18 protein-coding genes are annotated in these 19470 nt (G+C 53.8%); all 18 read right to left on the reverse strand.

The window, feature by feature from the left end; genetic code table 11:
* Positions 1–15: 15 nt before the first annotated feature.
* A complete protein-coding gene (gene argF / locus IDH44_RS11425; protein WP_190917749.1) occupies positions 16–972 on the reverse strand; it encodes an ornithine carbamoyltransferase in 957 nt (318 codons plus the stop codon).
* A 64-nt stretch (positions 973–1036) separates the two neighbouring features.
* On the reverse strand, positions 1037–2242 hold the full coding sequence (locus IDH44_RS11430; RefSeq protein WP_190917751.1) for an acetylornithine transaminase: 1206 nt from the start codon (positions 2240–2242) through the stop codon (positions 1037–1039).
* Between the two features lie 20 nt (positions 2243–2262).
* A complete protein-coding gene (gene argB / locus IDH44_RS11435; protein ID WP_190917753.1) occupies positions 2263–3057 on the reverse strand; it encodes an acetylglutamate kinase in 795 nt (264 codons plus the stop codon).
* Between the two features lie 37 nt (positions 3058–3094).
* A complete protein-coding gene (gene argJ, locus IDH44_RS11440) occupies positions 3095–4333 on the reverse strand; it encodes a bifunctional ornithine acetyltransferase/N-acetylglutamate synthase (protein WP_190917755.1) in 1239 nt (412 codons plus the stop codon).
* A 32-nt stretch (positions 4334–4365) separates the two neighbouring features.
* On the reverse strand, positions 4366–5415 hold the full coding sequence (gene argC, locus IDH44_RS11445; protein ID WP_190917756.1) for an N-acetyl-gamma-glutamyl-phosphate reductase: 1050 nt from the start codon (positions 5413–5415) through the stop codon (positions 4366–4368).
* 208 nt (positions 5416–5623) lie between these two features.
* A complete protein-coding gene (locus IDH44_RS11450; RefSeq protein WP_317890162.1) occupies positions 5624–6454 on the reverse strand; it encodes a YitT family protein in 831 nt (276 codons plus the stop codon).
* Between the two features lie 630 nt (positions 6455–7084).
* Complete coding sequence (locus tag IDH44_RS11455) at positions 7085–7456, reverse strand: hypothetical protein (protein WP_190917758.1); 372 nt, start codon at positions 7454–7456, stop codon at positions 7085–7087.
* 225 nt (positions 7457–7681) lie between these two features.
* Positions 7682–8792, reverse strand: a protein-coding gene (gene prfB / locus IDH44_RS11460; protein WP_190917760.1) for a peptide chain release factor 2 whose coding sequence is annotated in 2 segments (ribosomal slippage) — positions 7682–8719 and positions 8721–8792 — 1110 coding nt in all. Because the reading frame shifts where the segments join, the coding sequence is not laid out codon by codon here.
* A gap of 39 nt (positions 8793–8831) precedes the next feature.
* Positions 8832–11336: a preprotein translocase subunit SecA gene (gene secA, locus IDH44_RS11465; RefSeq protein WP_190917761.1), complete on the reverse strand. Its 2505-nt coding sequence runs from the start codon at positions 11334–11336 to the stop codon at positions 8832–8834.
* 189 nt (positions 11337–11525) lie between these two features.
* A complete protein-coding gene (gene hpf, locus IDH44_RS11470; RefSeq protein WP_190917763.1) occupies positions 11526–12080 on the reverse strand; it encodes a ribosome hibernation-promoting factor, HPF/YfiA family in 555 nt (184 codons plus the stop codon).
* 250 nt (positions 12081–12330) lie between these two features.
* Complete coding sequence (locus IDH44_RS11475; RefSeq protein WP_190917765.1) at positions 12331–12528, reverse strand: cold-shock protein; 198 nt, start codon at positions 12526–12528, stop codon at positions 12331–12333.
* Between the two features lie 186 nt (positions 12529–12714).
* Positions 12715–13044 carry a DUF2920 family protein gene (locus IDH44_RS26515; protein WP_223869599.1) on the reverse strand — a complete coding sequence of 110 codons (330 nt, stop codon included), beginning with the start codon at positions 13042–13044 and terminating at the stop codon, positions 12715–12717.
* A gap of 231 nt (positions 13045–13275) precedes the next feature.
* Positions 13276–14463 carry a UDP-4-amino-4,6-dideoxy-N-acetyl-beta-L-altrosamine transaminase gene (gene pseC, locus IDH44_RS11485; RefSeq protein ID WP_190917767.1) on the reverse strand — a complete coding sequence of 396 codons (1188 nt, stop codon included), beginning with the start codon at positions 14461–14463 and terminating at the stop codon, positions 13276–13278.
* Positions 14464–14499: 36 nt separating this feature from the next.
* Positions 14500–15447: a dTDP-glucose 4,6-dehydratase gene (locus IDH44_RS11490; RefSeq protein WP_190917769.1), complete on the reverse strand. Its 948-nt coding sequence runs from the start codon at positions 15445–15447 to the stop codon at positions 14500–14502.
* 21 nt (positions 15448–15468) lie between these two features.
* Positions 15469–16515 (reverse strand): pseudaminic acid synthase, encoded by a 1047-nt coding sequence (gene pseI, locus IDH44_RS11495; RefSeq protein WP_190917771.1) that lies wholly within the window; start codon positions 16513–16515, stop codon positions 15469–15471.
* Between the two features lie 81 nt (positions 16516–16596).
* A complete protein-coding gene (locus IDH44_RS11500; protein ID WP_190917773.1) occupies positions 16597–17550 on the reverse strand; it encodes a hypothetical protein in 954 nt (317 codons plus the stop codon).
* 62 nt (positions 17551–17612) lie between these two features.
* Positions 17613–18299: a class I SAM-dependent methyltransferase gene (locus IDH44_RS11505; protein WP_190917775.1), complete on the reverse strand. Its 687-nt coding sequence runs from the start codon at positions 18297–18299 to the stop codon at positions 17613–17615.
* The gene (locus IDH44_RS11510; RefSeq protein ID WP_190917776.1) at positions 18262–19467 is read right to left on the reverse strand and encodes an ATP-grasp domain-containing protein; all 1206 of its coding nucleotides are present in this window, start codon (positions 19465–19467) and stop codon (positions 18262–18264) included. Before IDH44_RS11510 ends, IDH44_RS11505 begins: the two co-directional genes overlap by 38 nt.
* Positions 19468–19470 lie beyond the last annotated feature (3 nt).

The raw sequence follows: 19470 nt of genomic DNA on the forward strand, positions 1-19470 counted from the left end.
TCACGTGTCCCGTGCTTACATAATGGCAGCCATGATTGCTTTTTGCGCGTGCAGACGGTTCTCCGCCTGATCAAAAATAATCGAGTGCTCGCCGTCGATGACGCCCTCGGATACTTCCTCGCCGCGGTGCGCCGGCAGGCAGTGCATGAACAGATAGTCTCCCTTGGCATACTGCGCGAGCTCCTCGTTGACCTGATAGTTCGCGAACGCGCGGACGCGCTCCTGCTGCTCCGCTTCGAAGCCCATGCTCGCCCAGACGTCGGTGTAGACGACGTCGGCGTCCTCGATCGCCTCGCGCGGATCGTGACAGACGTGAATGCGCGAGCCCGTCTCGGCGGCGTTCTCCTTCGTGCTGCGCACGATGCCCTCCGACGGCTCGTAGCCCTCCGGCGTCGCCACGGAGAAGTGCATGCCGAGCTTGGCCGCGCCCATCATGAGGGAATGCACCATATTGTTGCCGTCGCCGATGTAGGCGACCTTGAGCCCGGCCAGCCGCCCCTTGTGCTCCAGCACGGTCTGGTAGTCGGCCAGCGCCTGGCACGGATGCGACATGTCGGTGAGCCCGTTGATGACCGGGATCGTCGCCGCGCGCGCCAGCTCGACCACCTTGCGATGCTCGAACGTGCGGATCATAATGCCGTCGAGGTAACGCGACATTACCTGGCCGGTATCCCAGATCGTCTCGCCGCGGCCGATCTGCAGATCGTTGCCGCTGAGGAACAGCGCATGGCCGCCGAGCTGATACATGCCCACCTCGAAGGAAATGCGCGTGCGCGTCGAGGACTTCTCGAAGACCATGCCGAGCGTCTTGCCCTTGAGCGGCTGATGCGGCTCGCCGCCGAGCTGACGGCGCTTGAGGTCGATGGCCAGATCGATCAAGTAACGCACCTCGTCCGGCGCGAAGTCGGCCAATCCGAGGAAGTCCCGTCCTTTCAGGCTGAGCGCCAATTCTTCGTTGATCGTTTGGGTCATATGCGTTCACTCCTTTATGAAAAAATAAAAGTCATATAAGGCGAAATTCTGTTATTGAAGCGAATCAGGCTTGCGTCGCTGCGGTCTGAGCCTGCTCGGCCAGCACGCCGCAAAGCGTGGCGACCGCCTGATCGATCTCCGCGCGCGTGATCAGCAGATTCGGCAGCAGCCGGATGACGTTCGGTCCCGCCGTCACGACGAGCAAGCCGCGCTCGCGCGCCGCTGTCACCCAATCGCCGACGGGCTGCGTGCATTCGATGCCGATCAGCAGTCCCTTGCCGCGGATCGTCTTGACGAGCGGATTGCCCGCCAGCCGCTCGCGCAGCTGCGCGCTCAAGTACGCCCCCGCCTCCGCGGCCTTGGCCGGCACGTCGTCGCCGATGATCGTGCGCGCCGTCGCCAGCACGGCGGTGGCCGCCAGCGGCGTGCCGCCGAAGGTCGAGCCGTGGCTGCCCGGACCGAACGCTTCGCGCAGCTTGGCCTTGGCCAGCATGGCGCCGACCGGGAAGCCGCTGCCGAGCCCTTTGGCGACGGTGAAGATATCCGGCTCGAGTCCGTAATGCTCGTGCGCGAACAGCTTGCCCGTACGGCCCATGCCGGTCTGTACCTCGTCGATGATCAGCAGCAGCCCGTGCTGCTCACACAGCTTGCGCAGCAGGTGCATGAAGGCCGGATCCGCCTCGTGCACGCCGCCCTCGGCCTGCACCATCTCGATCATGACGGCGGCGGTCCGCTCGCCGATCGCCGCTTCGAGCGCGGCGCCGTCGTTGAACGGCACATAGCGGAAGCCCTCCGGCAGCGGCGCGAAGCCTTCCTTCACCTTGTCCTGACCGGTCGCCGTCAGCGTCGCCAGCGTCCGGCCGTGGAAGGAATTGTCGAAGGTGATGATCTCATGCCGCCCGCTCCCCAGCACCTGGCTGTGGTAGCGCCGCGCCAGCTTGATCGCCGCTTCGTTGGCCTCTGCGCCCGAATTGCAGAAGAACACTGCGTCGGCGCAGCTATGCGCCGTCAGCAGACGAGCGGCTTCCTCCTGCTGCGGAATATGAAACAGATTGGACACATGCCACAGCTCGCCGAGCTGCTTCGTCAGCGCATCCCGCACCGGCTTCGGCGCATGCCCGAGATTGGTCACCGCCAGTCCGCACATGAAGTCCAGATACTTGTTGCCCTGATCGTCCCACAACCAGCTGCCCTCGCCCTTCACCATCGCCACCGGATACCTGGCATAGGTGGGAAACAGCGCGCTTTCCTTGTTCACGTCATTGCTCATCCTCAATCCCCGCCTCTCCTCTAAGCTCGCACGATGCGCGTGCCGACGCCGCCTGCGTCCAGCGCCCGCGTCAACACGCCCGGCTCCGTCCCGCTCACGATGACGACCTCCCGCACCTGCCCCTGAATGCACTGCACGGCTGCCCGTACCTTGGGAATCATGCCGCCGTAGATGTCGCCGGAGGCGATCATCTCCTCGATCTGCGCGACGGTCACCGTCTCCAGCACGCGGCGCTCGCCGCCCTCTTCCTTCAGGATGCCGGGCACGTCGGTGACGACGATCATCCGCTCCACCCCGAGGTGGGAGGCGACCGCTCCGGCCGCCGTGTCGGCGTTGATGTTGTAGCGCTGTCCCGCCTGGTCGATGCCCAGCGGCGCGATGACCGGGATGTACTGCATCGCCATGATGCCTTCGATGATCTCGGCGTTGACCGCCGTCACTTCGCCGACATAGCCGATCTCGTCCGCGTTGGCGACCGGACGGGCCGCGATCAATCCGCCGTCCACGCCGGACAGCCCGAGCGCGCGCGCGCCGCTCTGGCCGATCTTGCGCACGATCTCCTTGTTGATGCGTCCGGCCAGCACCATCTCCACGACGTCCAGCACCGCCTCGGTCGTGACGCGCAGACCGCCGACGAAGCCCGACTCGATGCCGAGCCGGGTCAGCGTCTCCGAGATCGCCGGCCCGCCGCCGTGCACGATGACCGGGCGCGTGCCGCGCTCCTGGAGCGCGCGCAGCTCCGCAAAAAACGCCTGCGGCAAGGCAGCCAGCGTGCTGCCGCCGCATTTCATCACAAACCGTTGATTCGTGTCCATGTTCCGTCCGCTCTCCTCTTCTGGCTGCCGCCCGTCATCAGGTCCGGTAAGCGGCATTGATCCGCACATAGTCGTAGGTCAAGTCGCAGCCCCACGCCACAGCCTCGCCCTCGCCGACATGCAGGTCGACGTGAATCTCCACCGTATCGCCCTTGAGATACGCCAGCGCCGCTTCTTCGTCAAAGGCGACCGGCCGCGACTGCTCCAGCGTCACGATCGCGCCGATGCGAATATCGATCGTCTCGGGATCGATCGGCTCGCCCGCCCGGCCGACGGCGGCGATGATGCGCCCCCAGTTGGCATCGGCGCCAAAGACGGCCGACTTCACCAGCGAGGAGCCGATCACGGTCTTGGCAATCGCGCGCGCCGATGCGTCGCTGCGGGCGCCCCGCACCTTGACCTCGACGAGCTTGGTGGCGCCTTCGCCGTCGCGGGCGATCGCCTTGGCCAGCACCTCGCACACATAGATGAGTGCGCTCGCAAACGCCGCATAGTCTGGGTGCGCCTCGCTCAGCGCTTCGTTGCCGGCAAGCCCGCTCGCCATCGCCAGCAGCATGTCGTTGGTGCTCGTGTCGCCGTCTACGGTAATCATATTGAAGGTCACGTCCGTCGCCTGCCGCAGCAGCGCCGCCAGCGGCTCGCTGCCGATGGCCGCGTCGGTCGTGACGAAGCCGAGCATCGTCGCCATATTCGGATGGATCATGCCCGAGCCCTTGGCCGCGCCGGCGATATGCACGGTCTTGCCGCCGATCGGGAGCGCGACGCATACCGACTTCTCCACCAGGTCGGTCGTCAGGATCGCCTGGCAGAAGTCGTCCGCCGCATCCGGCGTCGCCGCCAGTCGGGCCGGCAGCTCCGCCATGCCGCTGCTCACGCGGTCCATCTTGAGCGTCTCGCCGATCACGCCGGTGGACGCCACTGCGACCTGATGCGGCGTCACGCCGAGCTGCGCGGCGAAGTCGTCGCGCATGCGGTAGGCGTCCTCCTCGCCCTGGGCTCCGGTGCAAGCATTGGCATTGCCGCTGTTGACGAGCACGGCCCGCAGCGTGCCGGCTTCGCCGACGCTTTCCTTCGTCACCTTGAGCGGCGCCGCCTGCACTTGATTCAAGGTATAGACGCCAGCGGCGGCGGCAGGCACCTCGCAGACGATGGCGCCCAGGTCGTGGCGCGTCGTTTTTTTGAGGCCGCAGTGCAAGCCGCCGGCTTTGAAGCCTTTGGGGGTCGTGATCGACCCGCCGTCAATTACGGTATAAGCAAGATCAGTGCGAGATGCCATTGTCGCAATCATTCTCCTTTGTCGGATGCGGGTTAGGGATAGGCGGGCACGAAGTCGAGTCCGAGCGTCTCGTCCCAGCCCATCGCCAGATTCAGATTCTGCACCGCCTGGCCGGCCGCGCCCTTCACCAGGTTGTCGATGACCGAGACGATCGTCAAGCGGCCGGTGCGGGCGTCTGCGGCGAAGCCGATGTCGCAGTAATTGGAGCCCCATACTTCCTTGGTCGCCGGCCACTGGCCCGCCTCGCGAATGCGCACGAACCGGCGCCCTTCGTAATAGCGGCGGTACAGCTCGATCAGCTCCTGCTCGGCGCGCGGCTCCGTCAGCCTGGCATACATCGTGCTCATAATGCCGCGCGTCATCGGCACGAGATGGGTCGTGAACGTCGTCACGATCGGACGGCCGGCGAGCTGGGAGAGCGTCTGCTCGATCTCCGGAATATGCTGATGCTTGTTCACCTTGTACGCCTTGAAATTCTCGTTGGTCTCTGCGTAATGCGTGCTCAGGTTCGCGCCGCGGCCCGCTCCGGAGACGCCGGACTTGGCATCGATGATGATCGTATCCGGATCGATCCAGCCCTCTGCCACCGCCGGCGCCAGTCCGAGCAGCGTCGCAGTCGGGTAGCAGCCCGGATTGGAGATCAGCTCGCGTCCGCGCACCTGTTCGCCATACAATTCGCACATGCCGTACACTGCCTGCTCCAGATAGCGCGCTTCGGCGGGTGGCTTGCCGTACCACGTCTCGTACAGCTCGCCTGACTTCAGCCGCAGATCGCCAGACAGGTCGACCACCTTGAGCCCCTCGTCCAGCAGCGCCGGCACGAGCTTGGACGCGACGCCTGCCGGCGTGGCGAGAAAGACGACATCGGCCTTCGCCCTCATCTCGCCCGGATCGACGCCGTCCAGCAGGTCGGTGCGGATCTCCGTCAAGTGCGGGTAGCCCTTGGCAATCGGCTCGCCGCTGCTGGAGGATGAGATCACCGAGGTCACGGCAACGCGCGGATGCGCCGCCAGCAATCGAATCAATTCTACGCCGCCATAGCCGGTGGAACCGACGATGGCCGCTCTAAGTTCGGTATGCATAAAAACTCGCTCCTATCGAAGGTAGTCCCTGAACCTCTATTGTACACGATGGCGAGTATCGAGGAAACCGCCCATCGCGAATGTTTCCTGGCAATACGAGAGAAGGCCCGCCGCTGCGGAGGGCCCGGGGGTCGCAATGCCGAATCGGTACTGCGTTATTGAATTATTATACATATTATTGAATATAAATTCAACCCGCTTTTTCGCTTTATTCGCCCCGCGCGAAGCCTTCGCCCACAACCTCGGCCGTGTTGCTGATGATGACGAAGGCCTGCGGATCGACAGACTTGACAAGCGCCTTCAGCTTCGGCACCTCGCTCTGTCCGACCACCACCATCAGCACTTCCTTGGCCGTATCGGTATAGCCGCCGTGGGCGTCCAGTCGGGTTAGTCCGCGGTCCAGCTCGTGCAGGATGGCTCCGCTCAGCATCGTCGTATGCTGCGAGATAATGAAGGCCACCTTGGACACCGCAAGTCCGGTCTGCATGATGTCGATCGTCTTGCTCGTGACGAACAGCCCGATCAGCGCATAGAGCGCGTTCTCCGGAGAAATAACAACTCCCGCCGCTGCGATGACGAGCCCGTCGAAGCACGCCACCGCCAGCCCGAGTCGCAGGCCAGTGTAGCGATTGAGCATCTGCGCGGCCAGATCGAGCCCGCCGGTCGAGCCGCGGCCGCGGAACACCAGCCCCAGGCCCAGCCCGACGCCGATCCCGCCGTAGAGCGCCGCCAGCAATGGATCGGCGGTCGGTGACCAGTCCGACCATCCTTGCGTGAGCAGCACGAATAACGGCAGCACCGCCGAGCCGAGCAAGGTGCGCAAGGCAAAGCGGCGTCCGAGCAGCAGCCAGCCGGCGATGAATAACGGCAGGTTGACGCCCCACTGCGTATAAGCCGGCGCGAGGCCGGTCAAACGCTCGACCAATATGGATATGCCCGCCACGCCGCCGGATGCGATGCCCGCGGGCAGCAAAAACAGATTAAAGCTCGCCGCAATGGCAAACGCCCCGAGCACCAGCAGGATGCTGTTGCCCGCCACCCCGCCGCGCGCTTGGCGAGCGGCTCGGCGCCGCCTGCGCGATCCGACGCTTTCATGCTGCCCTCGCCTGGCCTCGCGTGAACCCGTTTGCGCTGCTCGTGAGCCCGCTAGCGCTGCTTGACCTGGTTCCCGGGTGCGCTCCATCCTCCCGTCCGCCATCTCGCCGCCGCCTTCCTTGAGAGAGTCACGCTCTTCTCTAGCTTATCTGAGCATCTCCCCCAGTATGAGCCAATTGTGCGGCGTGCATACGGCTCCGGGCGATTGATCGGCTGTATGCGGTGGTCACTCAGCTGCGCAAGGCAAGTCATCTGACGGTCATCTGGCTGCGTCCAACGGTCACCCAACTGCAGCAAGCGGCCATCTGGTGACATCTCGTAGTACCGAACGCGGAGTTAACCTCACATTTTGAGGTTACACGGCCAGTTCCGCGCCAGAGACGATTTTAAGCTCACATTTTGAGGTTACACAGCCACACAACCTCACGCGCCCCCAGCGTATAATGGGCGTCTGGCAGCCGAGATCAGCCCCATGACGCAGCCAACCGCCCTGACCAGGTGGCCGAGGCGGTTGGTATGCCATACTCCTTGGCCGACTCGCCACAATTCGCTGGCGGGCTGACCTTTCCGTATCCTACAGCAAGTGCCGGGTAATCAGCTCCTGCTTTTCCAGGCGCTTGGTCAAAGCTTCGAAGTCCAGCTTCATGACATCCATCCGCCGTGCAGTCCGTTCACTATGTCGGGCGATGACTTCGGTTTGCTTTTCCTCGATCTCATCAAAGCGAGCGTGCATCTCCTTGCGGAGCAACACAACTTTACCATCAAGCTCCTGATAATTGCGATCCGTTTTGGCATCGAGCGCATCGAGGCGACCGCCGAGCTCTGTGTGGACATGGTCGACCTTCGCATCCAGCTTGTCCATGCGCTCGCCGAGATGATTCATGTGTTCGCCCAATCGCTCCATGTGGCGGCTAAGCGACTCAACAGCCTGCAGCACTTCCTGCATCTTGCCTCACTCCTTGGCGTATATGGTGGCATCGGGGACAGGCCCGGTCTTCCTGTATAAAAAGTATAGACCGGGCCCGCCGCCCATCCAAGCAAATTTCAAGGGTCATGAAATGTTGGCGTACTCCTCTTGCAAAGGGTAGGCAAGTATGCTAGCGACAATCTGCTGCATGCGGAGTTGGCAGGCACACCTCGAGCGCGGCGACTCTACTTTTGCACCACGCTTTTAGGAATCATGCCGGATCTGACTGCGCAGATAGCCGTCGATGAACGCGTCCAGGTCGCCGTCCATCACCGCGCCGACATTGCCGGTCTCGACCTGCGTGCGATGATCCTTGACCATGCTGTAGGGATGGAAGACGTAGGAGCGGATCTGGCTGCCCCAGGCGATCTCCGACTGCTCGCCGCGAATCTCGGCCAGATGACGCTGCTGCTCCTCAATCTTGCGTTCGTACAGCTTGGAGCGTAGCATCTTCATCGCGCGATCCCGGTTCTGAATCTGCGAGCGCTCCAACTGGCAGGAGACGACAATACCGGTCGGCAAGTGCGTGATGCGGATCGCCGACTCCGTCTTATTGATGTGCTGCCCGCCGGCCCCGCTCGCGCGGTACGTATCGACCCTCAGATCCTCCGAACGGATCTCGACCTCCACATCGTCGCTGATCTCCGGCATGACATCGCACGATACGAACGACGTGTGCCGTCGTCCCGCCGAGTCGAACGGCGAGATCCGTACGAGCCGATGCACGCCCTTTTCCGCCTTCAGATAACCGTAGGCATTGTAGCCCTTGACCAGGATCGTCGCGCTCTTGATGCCCGCTTCGTCGCCATCCTGGTAATCGAGCAGCTCGTACTTGAAGCCGCGCTTCTCGACCCAGCGCGTATACATCCGATACAGCATCTGCCCCCAATCCTGCGACTCGGTGCCGCCGGCGCCCGGGTGCAGCTCGACGATGGCATTGAGCTTGTCGTACGGCTCGCTGAGCAGCAGCTCCAGCTCGAACGATTCGAGGCGCGCGACGAGATCGGCCGCGCTCTCCGCCAGCTCGGCCGCCATCGCCTCGTCCCCCTCCTCCTCGGCCAGCTCCAGCATCGTCTCGAGGTCCTCGCGATCGGCCTGCAGCTTGCCGTACTTCTCGACGACCGATTTGATGCCGTTCAGCTCCGAGATCACGCTTTGCGCCTGCTCGTTATCGTCCCAGAAGTCGGGAGCGGTCATTTTTTCCTCGTAGTTGGCAATGAGCTCATTTTTGAGGTCTAAGTCAAAGAGACCCCCTAAGATTTTGAAGTTTCACTGCCATTTCGCGCAAATCCTGTTTGACTGATGCGTCGACCATGCTTTCCTTCACCTCATTTAGAAGAATGCAGCTGCCGCGTTATTTGCCGTGGCACTGCTTGTACTTTTTGCCGCTTCCGCACGGGCACAGATCATTGCGTCCGACGCGTTCCTCGCGGCGGGCCGGCTTTTTCGACTGCGGCTCGCTCTTGTTGTCGACCGCCTGTCCTTCGGCGACGGCCTTGCGCTCGAGATTGCTCTCCACGCGCGCCTTCATGATGTACTTGGTGACTTCTTCCTGGATGTTGTCGATCATTTCCTTGAACATCTCGAAGCCCTCGAACTGGTATTCGCGCAGCGGATCGGTACCGCCGTAGGCGCGCAGATGGATGCCTTGGCGCAGCTGATCCATGGCGTCGATATGATCCATCCACTTGCTGTCGACCGCACGCAGCACGACGACCTTCTCGAATTCGCGCATCGTCTCGGGTCCCATCTGCGTCTCGCGCTCGTCGTACAGCTCATTGACTCTGCGCAGCAGGAAGGCCATCATCTCTTCCTTCTCTTTGCCCCACAGCTCGTCCTTCGAGATGCTGCCTTCCGGAAGGAAGGTAGCATGCGCATAGTCGACGACGGCCTGCAGATCCCAGTCCTCCGGCACCTCGGTCTCAGGGCAGTGCGCTTCGACGATCCGCTCGACGACCGGCTTGATCATCTCCGTGACGATCTCGCGAATGTTATCCGAATACAGCACCTCGCGGCGCTGCTTGTAGATGATCTCCCGCTGCTGGTTCATGACATCGTCGTACTGGAGGACGATCTTCCGCGTATCGAAGTTATTGCCCTCGACCCGCTTTTGCGCCGATTCGATCGCACGTGCGACGAGCTTGCTCTCGATCGGCTGATCCTCCTCGAAGCCGAGGCGATTCATCATGCCCATGATATTCTCCGAGCCGAAGCGACGCATCAGCTCATCCTCGAGCGAGAGGTAGAACTGCGTCGAGCCCGGGTCGCCCTGGCGGCCGGCGCGGCCGCGCAGCTGATTGTCGATCCGGCGGCTCTCATGCCGTTCGGTCCCGATGATATGCAGACCGCCGACCTCGGCGACGCCGTCGCCCAGGATGATGTCGGTGCCGCGTCCCGCCATATTGGTCGCGATCGTCACCGCACCCGCCTCGCCCGCGCGCGAGATGATCTCCGCTTCCTCCGCATGGAACTTGGCGTTGAGCACCTTATGCGTGATGCCTTTGCGGCGTAGCATATCCGAGAGACGCTCGGAGTTTTCGATCGAGACCGTGCCGACCAGCACCGGCTGATTTTTCGCATGGCGCTCTACGATCTCCTGCACGACCGATGCGAATTTGCCGTTGACCGATTTGTAGACCACATCCGGGATATCGTCGCGGATCATCGTCCGGTTCGTCGGAATTTGTACGACCTCGAGGTTGTAGATTTTTTTGAACTCTTCTTCCTCGGTTTTGGCCGTCCCGGTCATTCCCGCCAGCTTGCGATACATACGGAAGAAGTTCTGGAACGTGATCGTCGCCAAGGTCATGCTTTCGTTTTGCACCTTCATCTGCTCTTTGGCCTCGATGGCCTGGTGCAAGCCGTCGCTATATCGGCGCCCGGACATGAGCCGGCCGGTGAATTCGTCGACAATGACGACCTCATCGTTTTGCACGACGTAATCCACATCCCGCTTCATGACGGCATGTGCTTTGAGCGACTGCTGAATATGATGGTTGAGCAGCACGTTGGCATGATCGAATAGATTCTCGATGGCAAAGGCGCGCTCCGCCTTCTCCACGCCGGCCTCGGTCAGCGTGACCGAGCGCAGCTTGACGTCAACCGTGTAATCCTCCTCCGCATTCAAGCGGCTGACGAACCGGTCCGCCGAGAAGTACAGCTCCGTCGACTTGGCCGCCTGGCCCGAGATAATGAGCGGCGTGCGCGCTTCGTCGACGAGAATGGAATCGACTTCGTCGATAATCGCAAAGTAGAGCGGCTTTTGCACCATCTGTTCCTTATAAAGGACCATATTGTCCCGCAGATAGTCGAAGCCGAACTCGTTGTTGGTGCCGTAGGTAATGTCGCAGGCGTACGCCTGCTGCTTCTCCTCGTGCGAGAGCGAGTTCAGATTGCAGCCGACCGTCAAGCCGAGGAAGTTGTAAAGCTGGCCCATCGTCTCGCTATCGCGCTGGGCCAAGTAGTCATTGACCGTGACCACATGCACGCCTTTGCCGACCAGCGCATTCAAGTAGACCGGCAGCGTGGCCACGAGCGTTTTGCCCTCGCCGGTTTTCATTTCGGCGATTTTGCCGTCATGCAGCACCATGCCGCCCAGCAATTGCACGTCGAAGTGCCGCATGCCGAGCGTGCGCCGAGAGGCTTCACGTACCGTCGCGAAGGCTTCGGGCAGCAGCTTTTCCGTCGTCTCGCCCTTCTCCAACCGCGCCTTGAATTCGTCGGTTTTGGCACGCAGCGCGTCATCGGACAATTTTTCGTAATCCGGCTCCATCCCGTTGATTTGCTCGACCGTGCGCATCAGCCGCTTGATTTCGCGGTCGTTGGCATCGCCGAATATTTTTTTCACTAGTCCGAGCATTCTGGATCGCTAACCCCTTTCGTATTTGCTCCTCAATCTCTAAATTGTATCAGTTTGCGAGTAGCGCCGCAATGTACGAGCCCCGTCTTTGCACATTTCCTTAACGCTTTTACCGCCCGATTCCGCAGATTGCACGCAACATTCAAAAAAGCAGACTCCGGGTGGAGCCTGCTTTAATACTGGGGTGGTTTATTCCTGTTCAATCAACCCGTACTTGCCGTCGCCACGCCTGTAGACGACGTTTACTTCCTTCGTGTCCACGTTGCTGAATACGAAGAAGGTGTGCCCGACCATGTTCATTTGGAGAATGGCCTCTTCCACATCCATCGGCTTCAACACAAAGCGCTTCGTCCGCACGACTTCGAGTTCGTCCTCGTCCTCCTCATCCTGCAAGACGCGAACCGCACCGCCCTCTTCCTTTAGCAGCGCCTTGATGCTGCCTTCCTGACGGAATTTGCGGTTGATTTTTGTTTTATATTTTCGGATCTGCCGTTCCAGCTTGTCCACGACCAGATCAATTGAGGTATACATGTCGTCGTTTTTGTCCTCCGCGCGCAGCATCGTGCCTTGCAGCGGAATCGTCACTTCCACACTGTGGTTGTTTTTCATTACGGACAACGTAACGTTGACGTCGGAGGTGAGAGGTGCTTCAAAATACCGTTCCAAGCGATTCAATTTCTTTTCCACGTAGTCGCGCAGCGCGTCTGTCAATTCAATGTTTTGTCCTCGGATGTTGTATTTCATAGGGCACTCCTCCTTTTCTACCTTCATCATATCATATCCCGCGACCTGTATTCAAAAGGATTGTTAACATTAGATGAAGGTTTCCGCCTAGCGGCATGTGTCCCTAATTTACCAACGTACAGGCTGAATGAAACAGCGCGGCGGCACATAAAAAAGACCCTCCGCCAAAGGGCGTGGGTCAAAGTGCAACGAACATCTAACCGCATTTCAACATGCGCTATTATTTATGAATGCAGGCCTCTGCCGAGGATTACACTTTTACTACGTTTGCTGCTTGTGGACCGCGCGCGCCTTCGACGATGTCGAACTCAACCGACTGACCTTCTTCCAGGGTTTTGAAGCCGTCGGCCTGGATTGCGGAGAAGTGAACGAATACGTCGCCGCCTTGCTCCGTCTCGATAAATCCATAGCCTTTTTCCGCATTAAACCATTTTACTTTACCTTGCATCCAAAACATTCCCTTCATCATCATATCGCTGTGAGATCGCCGTAGCATGGCCCACATTTCGAATATACAATGACGTCACAGAAATGTCAAACCTTTTTTTGAAAACGGATTCAATAACTTTGGCATAGCAACAATTAAGCATTTAGAGTTGGCACAATTCCATCATAACTAAAAACATATGACGCCTTACTGGTGTTTATAAATAATGCGCCGATTAAGTGTCAAGTATGCTGGAACGATCCAAGCAGAATTATCAATAATTAAAGAAAATAAATTAGGAGCAAAACGATTACATAAGAAAGCTAAATATGCCCCGTGGGACTGCCCGTCGGCAATAATTTTTTTTGCATTAAATTTAAGATTGTTATCCTTGATAAATTCAGAAACGATGATGACAGCTGTAATATTATCAAGTGCTTGCATGATCCCCATATCGTTAAAGTTGCTAACCGTCTCATTCAGTGAGACACTCTGCATAAATTCCCACCCAAAGAAGTCGCACTGTATGGTTACCATGTTATATCGGTCTGCAAATACAGTACGCATTTTATTGTAAACATTTGAATTGGCACGCCCGCCGAAACCAGGGATTAAGAGCAAAAGCCCCGTTTCTTCATTTATTCCCTCCTCCGGTTCTGAGAAGTAAAGTTTTAATTTCCTAAGTGAGAGGTTGTTTAAATGTTGGGGTGTGCATCAATCACCGTTGCATATTCTTTTGACATCACGTATTCCCTTTCTAGGGCCTCTTTATTTAATGCTGAATCTATAGTAGATACGATATATTGCAGCCAGTACATCCTCAACGTCACTATCGCTCATTTTTGGAAAAATCGGGATTGATATCGCGTTTGCATAATACGCTTCGGCATGCCGGCACGTCACCTGATTATACCCAATTTGCTGATAGTAAGGCTGCTTGTAAACCGGGATATAGTGGACATTAACACCGATTTGCTCATCTCGTAATGCTTCAAATATTTGCTTGCGATCAGCCGAAAAGTAATCCTCGGCCCAGCGAAGCACATATAGATGCCAACTTGAGCTTGTATCCGTATGCTGCCAAGGCACGATTAATCCCGGTAGTTGTGAAAAAAATTCATTGTAACGTCTCGCTATTTCCCGTCTTCGCTCTACAAAATCGCTAAGCCTTTCAAGTTGGACAAGACCAAGCGCTGCTTGCAGGTCGGTCATTCGGTAATTAAAGCCCAACGCTTGCATTTCATAGTACCAGGGCCCGTCCGTTTTCATTAATTGTTGAGGATCTCTCGTCATTCCATGATTGCGAAACAATAGCAAGCGACGATAGAAGGCTTCGTTATCTGTTACGATCATGCCGCCTTCGCCGGTCGTAATATGCTTAACTGGATGAAAGCTGAACATCGTCATATCCGCAAGGCTGCCGACAGGCCGTCCCTTATAAAGAGCACCTAAAGCGTGAGCGGCGTCTTCAATGATGACGAGGTTATGTTTTTTCGCTATTTTTTTAATTCGATCCATTTTCGCAGGTTGGCCCGTGAAATCTACGGGAATAATGGCCTTTGTTCGACTTGAAATCTTTTGTTCAATTTCAAGTGGATCTATATTATAAGTATTCGGGTCAACATCTGCAAAAACGGGCCGCCCGCCCATATACAATACACAGTTGCTGCTTGCCAGAAAAGTAAGCGGCGACGTAATGACTTCATCACCCTCACCAATTCCAGCTGCAAAGCAGGCAGCATGCAAAGCAGCCGTTCCGTTGCAAAACGCCACGCCGAAACTAGCGCCCACTTTACGGGCAAGAACACGCTCAAACCGCTCGATTTGCGGCCCCTGTGTAACATAATCACTTTTCAATACTTCCACTACGGCTGCAATGTCTTCCATTTCAATCCACTGTTTCCCGTAAGGCAACAATGTTTTCCGGTGAGGTCTTTTGAGCAGAGCGTCCAGCATCACTAATTCCCTCCGATTGTCTTCAGCCAGCCAATTCTATTCCAGATCTGTTGTCGCAATCCATTGCTCCGTACGTTGAATTCCCTCGCGCAGTGAAACCTCAGGCGCCCAGTTCAGTAGCTTCTTTGCTTTTTCAGAGTTACACAGCAGCTTTTGAATTTCACTCTGCGGGTGAATATGCGGCACATGTCGAATACGCGATTCATCCCCAACTATCAGCTGAGCCAAAGCATGAACTGAAACATCCTCGCCCAGACCGGCGTTTACAATTTCTCCATTCACCGCATCGGAATAGCCTGCCTGGACAACAAAACGCGCACAGTCTTCCACATAAAGCAAATCGCGCGTCTGCGTTCCTTCCCCGTAAATATTCAAGTCTTTTCCGGCGAGCTTATTGCGAATGAAGATGGCGACAACTCCTCCCTCCCCTCCGGTTTTTTGATAAGGACCATATGTATTAAAAGGTCGGATAACAACCGCCGGCAACCCATATGCAAAGTAATAGGATAACACCATATTTTCAGCTGCCACTTTTGATCCGGCGTAAGGCGATGCTGGCTTCGTCGGATGGAATTCTGTAATTCCTGTTGGTTCGATACACTTGTCATATACCATGCAGGTGCTCATGAACACCATTTTGACTTGATGCACACGACACTGCTCTAAAACATAAAAGGTTCCTCGGGTATCGTTGTCAAATGTCGTTCCGGGATCGTCAATCGAATCCTGGACATTGATCGAAGCTCCAAGATGATAGCACACATCGAAGTTATGATTGGCAAACAAGCGTTGCAGCAGTTGCTCGTCCATAATTGTGCCGATGATAAATTCCCGCAAGCCAGGATGCTGTCGAAATTCAGCGATGTTTTCTTCGCGTCCATTCGACAAATCGTCGACAATCCATAGACGATGGCCGTCATCCAGCAGTCGTTTGACTACCCAACGACCAATAAACCCAGCTCCGCCAGTAAGCAGGATATTCATTCCAGCCACCTCCAATAAAATTCACAAACAATCCCAGGTTAACGGAGTACCTTTTGATAAATTCGCTTTTGCTCGTTTACCAAGTATGTGTTCCAAATACTTCGTAGGCAATCCCAGTCCTGGTCTTATTGCTTTAATATTATCTTTGGTGAAAATCTCACCTTCAGAAATGTCCTTTGAAACATATAAAGAGCGACGCCGTCTACGTCCGTTTAATTCAGCCTCAGTAGCACCATAACGAATTGTTCCTACTGATTGCCAAGCATGTTCAATTTCTTCGGAAAGCAATTTGAATTCCTGAGGTTCTAAAGAAAACGCAGCGTCGACCCCTCCTTCTGAACGAGAAAGGGTTAAATGCTTTTCAATTACTGTCGCACCTAAGGCTACACTTGCAATTGCCGTTCCAATTCCAAGCGTATGATCGGAAAGCCCGACCTGGCATCCGAACAATGCCTCCATGTGGGACATAGTAGCGAGATTGCTGTCACTAGGTGAGGCTGGGTAGGTACTAGTACATTTCAACAATACAATATCTTTGGCCCCGGCATCATAAGCGGCACGTACAGATTCATCTAATTCTGCAATTGATGCCATTCCAGTTGAAATAATAAGCGGCTTTCTCGTAGCAGCAACTCTTCGAATTAGTTGAATATCGGTGTTCTCAAAAGAGGAAATCTTGTATGCCGGCACATTAAGTGATTCTAGAAAATCAACTGCCGACTCATCAAACGGCGTGCTAAAAGCTACCATCCCAAGCTCTTCGCTTTTCCTGATTATTTCTTCGTGCCATTCCCAAGGGGTATACGCTTCCCCATACAACTCATATAAAGATTTCCCCTTCCAAATACTTTTCGGGTTATCTATTATAAATTCATCGGTGTTAATATTTAAAGTCATAGTATCAGGGGTATAGGTCTGCATTTTTAATGCATCGGCACCTGAATCGGCGGCGGCTTTCACCAATTCCAATGCGCGATCTAATGATTGATTGTGATTCCCGGACATTTCGGCAATTAGGAATGGTTTGTTTTTTTTTCCAATTCCCTTGTTTCCAATTTTAAACTCCATATCTCGCTCCTAGTACTAAAATAGTGAGTTTCCAGCCTTTTCGTTAATTTCACAATTATCAGCAATAAAAGAAATATACCTTTAAAATTGGTTTATGTACCTTAAAATGGCATTCGCAATATTATTCGCACCAGCCCCATCTATTGCCTTCCATCCGTTTTGAGCAACCTGATTTAATCGAGTGAGATTGGAGATCTCGACCAAAAAACGCTCTACACATACGTTAGGGTCACCCAGATCAACAACTAGATTAGCTCCGGCAAGCCTCTTCACATAGTAATTTAAATAACTCCAACTTACTGCCAATACCGGTTTCCCCAAGTACATTGACTCATAACTGGTGATCCCGCCTAGTGTAACGATAATATCAGCGTTCTTAATTTGGGAATGAATTTTACTTGTATTCTGAATCACAGTAAAGTTCTTCGGAATTAAACCTTCATGAAATTTCTTTGTCCTCTCTTCTCCAAATGCCGCTCCTAATACAAATGTATAGTGGTATTGTGGATGATTTTTAAGTTTTTCAAAAAACACTTCTGTTAAATGGCCAGGATCGGCACCGCCAAAAGTAATTAGAATCTTATTCACTTTTTCTATCAACAACAATTTAGAAGGTCGTAGTAAATTCAAGTCAGGGTTAACAATATTAAATGTTCGACCTTGTAATTGAAGTATTGAATGACAACTTGTGGCACCCTCGAGTAAAAATGCATCTCCGTTCACGACTATATCAGGCTGGTAATCTGGGATTCCCGAGTCATTAAGGTGGATAATACATTTAAACCCTTGTTTTCTTGCTGAATCAGAATCTTCTCGGCGCAAATGAAGAAGATCTGTTATGAGAAGTTTAGACATGGTCTCAGCATAGTTCTCAACTAATTGAGCACGTTCTACATATGACTGTGATCTGTCTGGAGTACAGATTAGTTGTATATTTTTCGGAATAAACATATTGGCCATTTTGCAATTACCCTCAATAATCACACGTATGTGAGCGTTTATTCCTAAAGGATGTTTTAAAAGTACTTTTATCAAACTCGCGACTCTGCTAAGATGACCTATACCAACTTGCTCATTTGCAATAGTATGAAATACGATCAGCATATTTTATTGGTTTTAGAGACCCAAAAAATATACCAACTATGTTTTTCTTTTCCCATATTTTTTGTGAGTTCTAGAATTTCATAATTCTCAATACAAAATCCGGAATCGATTAGCAATTGCTCTGCCTCGTTATAATCCAAAAAGGTATAATTATACCCACTATAAGGTCCAGCAGTCTCGTCCAAAGAATAAAAAAGCCCGTCCAAGGAGCGACCTTTACCATAAAACCAATTTTCTTTACTTCTAAAATTAATCAGCATTTTCCCATTATCCGCCATAAATTGATGTACTTTTTCTAAATCGCGTTTCATGCCCTCTAAATTCTTGAAAAACGCCGACCCATAATATATAACTGCATCGAACAAAAGATCCATAGAATCGAAGTCAGAAACATCGGAAACAAACATATTATCTCTTTTCAGGTGATCTCCAAAAAGTGCACATGCTGTCTCCTTAGCATCAGAACTGTAATCGATCCCGTATGCTTCTATTCCAAAGTCGGAAAATAATTTCATGTTTCTCCCAGAACCAAAGCCAATATCTAATCCTTTTTTTTTCATATTCTCTGATAAATCCTTGAAATATTTATTCAAAAAGACGACAATTCGTTCCTCGGGATATAGAAGCTGGTTCTTTTTAATCTCATTGCTTGATTTTTGAATATTCGGATCGATCTTCATTATAATCTCCACCTTGCTTTATTATAGTGTCACCAATACTCTGAGCTTCTGCTAAATTTAAACCAGTAGTTATGATATATCCCGCACCCGAAAGATCAGTACCATTTGTAATTTGAATCACATCGCTTGAATCATGCTCTGTCTGTTTAAACTTTAATATTTCCCCGTTCTTTTCATACTTTTCAATAATCTTCGGATGAATTGAATGAGTAAAATAGGTGAGTGCCACGGGTCTGGAATCATTTATTGTGAAATCAGCATTTATCCCCAAACTTATTTTTATTCCTTCTTGAATCACATTTAGTCCTGTGGCCAATGGAATAATATTGCTTGATATCATTTGCCCGGAAGGACGTCCTGCCATTTCAATAATACAGACACCTTCCTGTAAAAGTAATACATCCGCATGAAGGATACAATTATTCATTTCAAGTACTTGGGCTGCCCTCTCCAAGCATTCGGCAATACTTTTAATCTGTAGTTCTGTTAAATTGGCAGGACCCGAGACTTGTATTGCTTGACGGTAAGGTAAATTACTCAATGTTTTTTCGCGTATCATTAATAATTGGAATTTTCCATCTATGACAACAGCATCGACCCCATATTCTGTCCCTTCTATAAAGGACTCAATTAGCCAATCTTGGACTTCTTCTAGTTTTGACAAGTCCATTAAAGCTTGTTCTAACTCTTCTTCACTCTGGACAACAATTACTCCTTTGCTTCCAGAGCCATTACATGGCTTTATAATCAAGGGATAGTCATTAAACTTTAACTCCAACGGAATTTGTGTCATTTGAAAAACTTCTGATTGACTCGGTCTCAAGAAATGATTGCGAGATAACAAATCATGAAATATTTTTTTATTCGTGCATCTTTCGGCTGCTGCTGCCGAGATACCTGGAAAAGATAACTCATCATTAATCAGTCCTATGGTTGTTAAACATTTTCCAATTGGGCTGGGTATGATTCCCGAAACATTACACTTCCTTACTTCCGTCAGCACTTCAACTTTATCTGAGATATCAATGTTTAAAGATCGATCCGCTATGTTTAAGCCGGGAGCATTTGCGTTTCCGTCCATCGCTACAACTTTATACCCCATAGCTTGGGCAATTTTAATCGGTTCAACTTGTTCAACTCCCGCCCCAATCGATAGTAGCCATTTCACAGA

The sequence above is a fragment of the Paenibacillus sabuli genome (genome assembly GCF_014705605.1).
Taxonomy (GTDB): Bacteria; Bacillota; Bacilli; order Paenibacillales; family Paenibacillaceae; genus Paenibacillus_D; species Paenibacillus_D sabuli.